This is a genomic window from Rhodococcus sp. no. 34, from assembly GCF_054589475.1.
The window spans coordinates 1-973 of the sequence record NZ_BAAILK010000029.1 but is presented as its reverse complement, the minus strand read 5'-3'; the positions used below and the strand labels follow the sequence as shown (position 1 = coordinate 973).

The window sequence follows — 973 nt, the reverse complement described above, 5'->3', positions numbered from 1 at the left end:
GTCGGGTTCGTGAGGGCGATCTGGGTGCGTTTGCGCATGCGGATGTGCCGTTCGAGCGGTTGGTGGAGGTGCTCAATCCGGCGCGGTCGCAGGCTCGTAATCCGTTGTTCCAGGTGATGCTCTCGTTCCAGAGCGCACGCCAGACCGGGTTGCAGTTGGGCGATCTGACGGTTGCGGGCGTCGATACCGGCGCGGTGGCGGCGAAGTTCGATCTGCAGTTGACCATGGTCGAGCAGTTCGACGAGTCCGGTGCCCCGGCCGGGATGGCGGCGACGTTCACGTACGCGACGGATCTGTTCGACGAGTCGACGGTGGCCTCGATGGCAACCCGATTCGAACGCATCCTGGCTGCCGTCGTTGCTGATCGGTCAACCATTGTTGGTGACGTTGATATTTTGGATTCTGTTGAGCGTTCGTTGGTGCTCGAGGGGTGGAATGACACGGCTCGTGAGGTTGCGGGTGTGTCGGTGTTGGATGGGTTCGATGCGCAGGTGGCGGCGTCTCCGGATGCGGTAGCGCTCTCGTTCGAGGGTGTGTCGCTGTCGTATGCGGAGTTCGATGCTCGGGTGAATCGTTTTGCCAGGTATTTGGTTTCGGTGGGTGTGGGGCCGGAGTCGTTGGTGGGTGTGGCGGTTCGTCGGTCGGTTGATTTGTTGGTTGCGGTTTACGGTGTGCTCAGGGCTGGTGGTGGGTATGTTCCGGTGGATCCGGATCAGCCTGCGGAGCGTAATGGGTATGTGTTGGCGGCGGCGTCGCCGGTGTGTGTGGTCAGTACTTCTGATGTTGGTTTCGATGCTGGTGTGGTGCCGGTGGTCGAGGTTGATGTTGTTGATGTGTCTGGTTTTTCGGGTGCGCCTGTTTCGGATGTGGATCGGGTTTCGCCGTTGCGGTCGGGGAATACGGCGTATGTGATTTTCACGTCGGGGTCGACGGGTCGGCCGAAGGGGGTGGCGGTCAGTCATCGCAGTGTGGT

General features: G+C 60.9%; 1 protein-coding gene. It reads left to right on the top strand.

Features of this window, described 5'->3' with window-relative positions:
- Positions 1-973 (top strand): AMP-binding protein (locus tag ACYP01_RS13005; RefSeq protein WP_459680419.1); only part of this gene is annotated, 973 nt, incomplete at both ends.